Origin of the sequence: Synechococcus sp. MU1655 (genome assembly GCF_023630655.1) — a bacterium.
Classification (GTDB): Bacteria; Cyanobacteriota; Cyanobacteriia; order PCC-6307; family Cyanobiaceae; genus Synechococcus_C.
The window spans coordinates 1-6,574 of sequence record NZ_JAKUHK010000102.1; the positions used below are offsets into that span (position 1 = coordinate 1).

The following is a 6,574-nucleotide window of genomic DNA, read 5'->3' on the forward strand; positions in this document are numbered from 1 at the left end:
CCAAATCAGGATCCTTGACGCCGAACTGTTATCGATGCGCCATCGAGGGGTGGGCTTGAGCGGAGCTGATCAAGAAGCTTTTAACGAGGCCAGCGAACAACTCGCCTCGCTCTCCACCCAATTCAGCAATCACGTGCTCGACGCCACCCAGGGTTGGACCCTTCTGGTTGAGGACGCAGACCAACTCCAAGGCGTACCTGAACGGGCCATGCAGGCTTTGGCTGCTGCAGCAAAGGAAGCTGGTGATAAACATCGCGATGGACAGGAACCCACAGCCTTGGAAGGGCCTTGGCGACTAGGTCTCGACATGCCTCGATACCTACCCGTTCTGACCCATGCCGACAACCGCAACCTGAGAGAAACCGTCTACAGAGCCCAGGTGAGTCGGGCGAGCTCAGGAGAACTCGACAACACTCCTCTCATCGAAGAAATCCTCGACCTTCGGACCCATCAGGCTTCCCGCCTTGGCTACCAAAACTGGGCGGAACGAAGCCTGGCTTCAAAAATGGCTGACAACGTCGAAGCAGTTGAAAGGCTTCTCGAAGAACTTCGCGTTGCAGCCCTGCCTATCGCAGAACAAGAGATCGACGAGCTCAGGGACTGTGCCCGTCGTCATGGTGGGAAAGAAGCGGATGATTTCAGCCCCTGGGATGTGAGCTACTGGGCCGAGAAACTTCGTCAACAACGGTTCAACCTCAATCAAGAGGCTTTACGTCCATGGTTTCCACTTCCACAAGTGCTCGATGGCCTTTTCCATCTCTGCGAACGTTTGTTTTCCATCAAGATTGAAGCTGCTGATGGCGAAGCACCGATCTGGCATCCGGATGTGCGCTTTTTCAGAGTCAACGATCAGGGAGGCCATCCACTCGCAGCGTTTTATCTCGATCCCTTCAGCAGGCCCGCCAGCAAGCGAGGTGGAGCATGGATGGATGAATGCCTAAACCGGTCTCGCAATTCGGAGGGTGTGCTCACCAACCCTGTGGCATACCTGATTTGCAATCAGACCCCACCCTCCGGTGACATCCCAAGCTTGATGAGTTTTGAAGAGGTTGAGACCCTGTTCCATGAGTTCGGCCATGGGCTTCAACACATGCTCACCACGGTGGAACATCCCCAAGCAGCTGGGATTAACAACGTGGAATGGGACGCGGTGGAGCTTCCCAGTCAGTTCATGGAGAACTGGTGCCTTGATCGCCAGACCTTGATGGGAATGGCCCGTCATTGGAAAACAGGGGAGCCCTTGCCTGAAGAGGACTACAACAAACTGCGCAACAGCCGCACCTTCATGCAGGGATGCGGAACGCTACGCCAGGTTCATTTCGCTTTAACCGATTTACGTCTTCACAGCACATGGACTCCTGAGCTGGGTCAATCCCCTGATGCGTTCAGACGCAAGATCGCAGACAGCACGACCGTATTGCCCCCGATCCCTGAAGACCGATTCCTTTGCGCCTTCGGCCATATTTTTGCTGGTGGTTACTCCGCTGGTTATTACTCGTACAAGTGGGCAGAGGTCTTAAGCGCCGATGCTTTTGCCGCTTTCGAGGAGGTTGGCCTCGATCAGGAAAAGGACGTACAAGCCACCGGACAACGCTTCCGCAACACGGTTCTCAGCCTGGGAGGAAGTCAGCGACCAGCTGATGTCTACAAATCCTTCCGGGGTCGAGCAGCCAGCACTGACGCATTAATTCGCCACTCCGGACTGACAGCAGCCAATCGTTGAACTTGCAGACATGCACCATGACCTGCTTGCACTGAGTTCCAACTGGAACCTGTCTCAAACCAATCGATCAACGCGTGTTCCGCTGGTCTCGCTGGAGGAAGCCCTTGAGCGCAGCAGTTTGAAGAAAGGGATTAGCCGTCGAGATTTTCTTGCAGCGCTCCTGACAGACGTTCAACATCAACGCCTTCTTCCTCTGTTGGCGATGCTTCCTCGCCGCTGGCGGCAGGAGCCAGCATCACTGCCGGAACACTTGAGAGGTCTGGGGATCTTGCTTGGAGAGGGACTGATGAGTCCCCTCCTCCTGGCTGCATTCGCTGATGACTTGCAGCACTTACTCCCTCAGCGAACCAACTCAAGACGCTCAGCTTTAGATCTTTGGTGCCAGCGCAACTACAACGATCCCGGCGGCCAGCAATGGCCCCTGCCTGAGGGACTGGATACCTGGAAGTCACAAGCGACGGCATCCCTCTATCCACAGAACCAACACAGTGCGCCGAACTCTCGAACAGGGCTAGCGGGACTGTCATCACTCGGTGGGGAGATTGCTTGGAGCAATCACGGACTCTCCTATCTCCAATCCGCAGAGGCCAGACATCGGAATCAACAGATGGCTCAAGTGTTCAACGTTCTTGGAAGCAATCTTCTGGGTGGACAGAGCCTCAACCTCGACACCTATCGCTTCGAAGGTCAGTCCTGCGGAAAGGATCTAATCCAGTGCCTTCAATCCAAAGGATGGACGTGTCAAGCGAGAGTGCGGACCAGTGTGGCCAGCTTCGGACTTGGAGCCAGTACACCCAGTTCTGATAGCAATCAATGGGCGCAAATCCCCCTTGCGGTCCCTTACCGAACCGGCTTGCAAGAGACGAATCAAAAAGAAATCAACGCGTTACTACCCCACGCCTGCTTAGAGCTGGAATTACAACCGCCAGAGGATGAAACCGTTCTGCTGCAGTACTACCAAGGCACCGAGGGCCTGAATGGCTGGGCCGCGATGAATGACTTGGATCGACCGTGGCAAAACGGACGTTCCAACGGCAGCGTCCAATACTCGCCAACGGTCTTTCGCGATCAACAACTGTCCGATGCGATTGAACTCTGCGAATTAATGGGCGCCATTCACAACAGCGAGGCGAGCATGGAAAACCTCCATCTCGGTGGCTATGGAGCGATCGGTTTCTGCATCGACTCCACCGCGCTCTTGGAATATGCACTGACAGGTCAGACCAACCTGTTTCCACTCACACTCGGAGGCTTATGGCGAGAACGGCTCAGCGCCAAGCTGGATCATTTACTTGAAGAAAGCATGCGTCCCAATGAGGACGCCGTTGATCGCTATAAGGGAGCACTTGAAAACATGCCTCAAGATCTTTATCACACTTCAGTGACCCGAAACGATGCGAAGAGACGCCTTTTAGCCAGTCAACCGAGTTATTCACCTTTTTTACTTATCCAAGATCTCAACCGGCAGTAGAGCTGACCAAACTGCGTTCCAGTTCACTACAAATTGCAGCAACAACCTTTTCACGGAAGGCCACACTAAAAGGTCCGGAAGAACCGTTATGACTCATACGATCAATGAGATAACGATGCAAGCAATGCGATCGCTGCCAACGGTTCCAGTTTGTCAAAGGCAATAAGCTCAATCGACCTGGATAAGCGAGTCGGCCAAACGCAGCCACAGGATCTTTACTGCCGACCACCATCGCAACATCCTGAATACTTTCAAGAGCCGCATTCCCACTAAAAACCCCACAGATCGAAATCACTTGAACAGGACTACAGCAAAGCTTTTGCAACATTTCAGCAGTACCAATCGCCATTTCAGCACCACCGCTATAGCCAACTAAAACCACACGAGATGCGTGCGAAGGATGAAAATTTAACTGCTCTAATCGTCGGGCTATTTTCAAAGCTAATTCATAATTCATCACAGGTCCATAACGTCGATCAGACGAGATACCGACCTTAATGACATTATTTGCCTGAATACAAAATGCACAAACAAATTGAACAAACCCATTAGGATGATGTTCTTGAAGAGCAAACAACCACTGCCAAAACCATCGGGAGTAAGAAGCAGCACGGAGTCCAACATCCGTGATGGTATAAGCCTCAATTCCTTTTACCAATAGGGAATCCTTGGCAATTTCAGACTCCAAACAATTCAGAAACTCTTGAACTCTTGGCGGATGACTCTCTTCACTTTGGTGAATGCCATCGAGATACACCAAAAAATGGCGATGCTCTGACCGCTTCTCCTCATTCCCAACAAACAAACCGCTGGCATCTGGGAAGCTTTGCATCCACCCTTCCCAAAACACAAAGTCAACCATCACCGAATACACACCCACTAAGGCCAGCACAACAACAATCGCTCCTCCAGACACACCAAGAAGCTCTAAGAGAGATCCGGATTGCAGAAGAGAATCCGCATCGCGCCGCACCACCCCGACGCCAATCAGCATCAGGATTCCCACCAAGACCAACACACCAATCAAGACACGCGCGCCTAGGCGAATGCTGTGCCGATGACCATGAACGACGGCGTTGCTTCTAGTCATCGCTGGATTTGAAGTGCAACTTCTTTAGCCAAAGTGTCATAACTCGATCGCCATCGCTGAGAAAACAAAGCCCCTACAAGCAGCAGAGCAATCACAAAGCCAGGCAGGCAAACAAATAGGGCATGAAGGAAAGGAATCCCATACATCGCATTCACTAATATGATCATATTGAGATGCATCCATGCCAGAAGCGTGACGGCAATAAGATCACTCACATAAGGAGCGGCAACCAGGACATAAAAGAGTCCTGGCCAGAGTGCTACTGCCATCCGATTACCAAAAACAATGGGCTGCAAGGGAACCCCTTCCATCAAGGCCAGCATCAGACAATGACTAATCAGGCAAAGCAGAAGAGCCAGACTAAGAACCAGAGCATCGACGACCATATGGAGAAAGATTTGCCTAGGAGTGAGTCGATTAGCAAGCAGAGAAAACAGATGAGACGCAGACATTGAAAAACCGACAGCCACAAGAAGGCCCACACCAGTATCAAGGGCCAGAAGAATCTGACCCATCGCAACAAGCTGCTCTGTAAGTTGCTGAATCATCAGCTCACGAACGCTGAACTTGAGGACGATTTACAATCCATAGCACCATGATAGAAAGAACGGCGCAGTAGAAGCACCAAACAGAATTAAATGTTGCGCTGTAAGTAATCCACGTAAGGAAGATCGAGACAAAGATCAACACACCAAACAACTTCACAGCCCGATCACTTACAGCGACCAGCGGCAGAACAATAAAGCCCCAGTAAACAAGTTCTCCAACCGGCTCAGTATTGACGAAATTATGAAAGATGCTTTGGAGATTCGAGACGTCATACATCAATCGACCGTTACTGAATACGGAAGGCTGAAGAGCTGGAGGATTAAGCAATAAAGGAACATAGAAAAAGATTCCTAAAACCGTTGCAACAATTGCCACCCATTTCAAACGTCTTTGCAAACCAATTGAATCTGTTGTTCGACTAATAGACCAGGCACTCCAGGGAATCCAAATCATCCAAAAACAATAAGCAAAAAACAGGAATCCAAGCCCGGCGATTGATGTCAAAGGCTCAATCTTTCCACCCACGATTCCAGTCCACTCCAACCCCTCTACAAATTGCTGAACACCAAAAAAGAAAGGCACGAGTGCTAAAGGTTTGTATCCAGGCTGTTCAGCCTTAGAAGCGAGGTGATGGGAATACAGCCCTAATGGCATGAGAACCGCAGACGCAGTGAAACTCGCAGAAGCCGAGAAGCACATGAGCTCTAATCAAAATCATCGAACGACCAAGCTTGGCCACGCACGCCAGCGTTGTCAGTTAATCAATAAGAAGTGATTCGATCAACAGATCAAGCGATTTGGGATGTGACATCAATTGCTGATGCGTCCAAACAGGTACTGCAGTGCTCGTCCCGATTGGGAGCACGGCTTGCCACCCAGGGCAGACCATTAGATCCCAACGGCAGAAAAAGCTGATGCACTCCACAGACTGCAAGTCGGAGTAATCGCCGTTCAAAGAGCGCAGCAGGGGACTACCCCGCTTCATGTCTGCCAAACCAGCGAACAACCAGGCAGGAATGCACTGTGCTGTGAGCGTTCCCTGTTGGGGGCTGCCAACACTAATAAACCGATGCGTTCGCTTGGCGCCCCCGAACTCTTGGAGCCAAGTCCGACCAATCACCCCGCCCATTGAAAACCCAAGCAAGTCAATCGTTGTCTCCACTCCCCAACGTTCTTGAATCAGGCCATCCAGCTGCTGAGCGAGCTTACGTAGAGGAATCGCACCGAATCGATGAGGCAAATGGGGGGAAAAGACCGAAGAATGTTGTCCTTCAAGACGACGTTCCAAGCGAGAGAACAACCGAGGCGTATCGAGAAGACCGTGCACCAAAACGATGGGACGGGTGGCAGCTTCAGATTGCATAAAAGCCCTGCTGAACAGACCAGTTACGCCGCCGCTCAATGGCAACCGACCCCGTAAAACCTGCAATAGGAGGGTGGCACTTCTGCAAGACCAGATGCATTGGCAAAGGACCGTAGAGACGTTCCAGCACCTCAAAAATCTCCTCACTGAAACATTCAATGGTGAGGCAACACAGCTCGCTCACCAACGCCTGAAGAGCCCCCACCGCCAGGCTGTAATCAGCGGTTGCGCTGAGATCGTCGGACTTGGCCGATGCACTCAGATCTAACCCCAGAGTGATATCGAGTTGGAACCATTGACCATCCCGTCGTTCATGGTCCAGAACGCCGACATGAGCCCAGAGACGCAGGTCATGGATATGAATCAAATCCAAAGGAG

The 6,574-nt window shown here is 51.6% G+C and carries 7 protein-coding genes; 2 read left to right on the plus strand and 5 right to left on the minus strand.

The features are described 5' to 3' along the window. A partial coding sequence (locus tag NCN04_RS06185; protein WP_250395512.1) for a M3 family metallopeptidase occupies positions 1-1,723 on the plus strand: 1,723 nt, incomplete at its 5' end. 10 nt (positions 1,724-1,733) lie between these two features. Next, positions 1,734-3,194: an ArgR family transcriptional regulator gene (locus tag NCN04_RS06190; protein ID WP_250395513.1), complete on the plus strand. Its 1,461-nt coding sequence runs from the start codon at positions 1,734-1,736 to the stop codon at positions 3,192-3,194. Here NCN04_RS06190 and NCN04_RS06195 read toward each other — a convergent pair. From NCN04_RS06195 to NCN04_RS06215, 5 genes are read right to left on the minus strand one after another with little or no spacing between them, the layout of a single operon-like run. Further along, on the minus strand, positions 3,181-4,284 hold the full coding sequence (locus tag NCN04_RS06195; RefSeq protein WP_250395514.1) for an alpha/beta hydrolase: 1,104 nt from the start codon (positions 4,282-4,284) through the stop codon (positions 3,181-3,183). The genes NCN04_RS06190 and NCN04_RS06195 overlap by 14 nt on opposite strands. Beyond that, positions 4,281-4,832 (minus strand): hypothetical protein, encoded by a 552-nt coding sequence (locus NCN04_RS06200; protein WP_250395515.1) that lies wholly within the window; start codon positions 4,830-4,832, stop codon positions 4,281-4,283. Before NCN04_RS06200 ends, NCN04_RS06195 begins: the two co-directional genes overlap by 4 nt. Before the next feature lie 4 nt (positions 4,833-4,836). After that, the gene (locus NCN04_RS06205; protein ID WP_048346822.1) at positions 4,837-5,532 is read right to left on the minus strand and encodes a hypothetical protein; all 696 of its coding nucleotides are present in this window, start codon (positions 5,530-5,532) and stop codon (positions 4,837-4,839) included. Positions 5,533-5,590: 58 nt separating this feature from the next. Beyond that, positions 5,591-6,196: an esterase/lipase family protein gene (locus tag NCN04_RS06210; RefSeq protein ID WP_048346823.1), complete on the minus strand. Its 606-nt coding sequence runs from the start codon at positions 6,194-6,196 to the stop codon at positions 5,591-5,593. Next, on the minus strand, positions 6,186-6,569 hold the full coding sequence (locus NCN04_RS06215) for a dihydroneopterin aldolase (RefSeq protein ID WP_250395516.1): 384 nt from the start codon (positions 6,567-6,569) through the stop codon (positions 6,186-6,188). Before NCN04_RS06215 ends, NCN04_RS06210 begins: the two co-directional genes overlap by 11 nt. Positions 6,570-6,574 lie beyond the last annotated feature (5 nt).

Bases quoted from the DNA above. Each gene is read 5' to 3' on its own strand.
- NCN04_RS06195 (WP_250395514.1), bottom strand. From the start codon at position 4,284: ATGACTAGAAGCAACGCCGTCGTTCATGGTCATCGGCACAGCATTCGC.
- NCN04_RS06205 (WP_048346822.1), bottom strand. From the start codon at position 5,532: ATGTGCTTCTCGGCTTCTGCGAGTTTCACTGCGTCTGCGGTTCTCATG.
- NCN04_RS06210 (WP_048346823.1), bottom strand. From the start codon at position 6,196: ATGCAATCTGAAGCTGCCACCCGTCCCATCGTTTTGGTGCACGGTCTT.
- NCN04_RS06200 (WP_250395515.1), bottom strand. From the start codon at position 4,832: ATGATTCAGCAACTTACAGAGCAGCTTGTTGCGATGGGTCAGATTCTT.
- NCN04_RS06190 (WP_250395513.1), top strand. From the start codon at position 1,734: ATGCACCATGACCTGCTTGCACTGAGTTCCAACTGGAACCTGTCTCAA.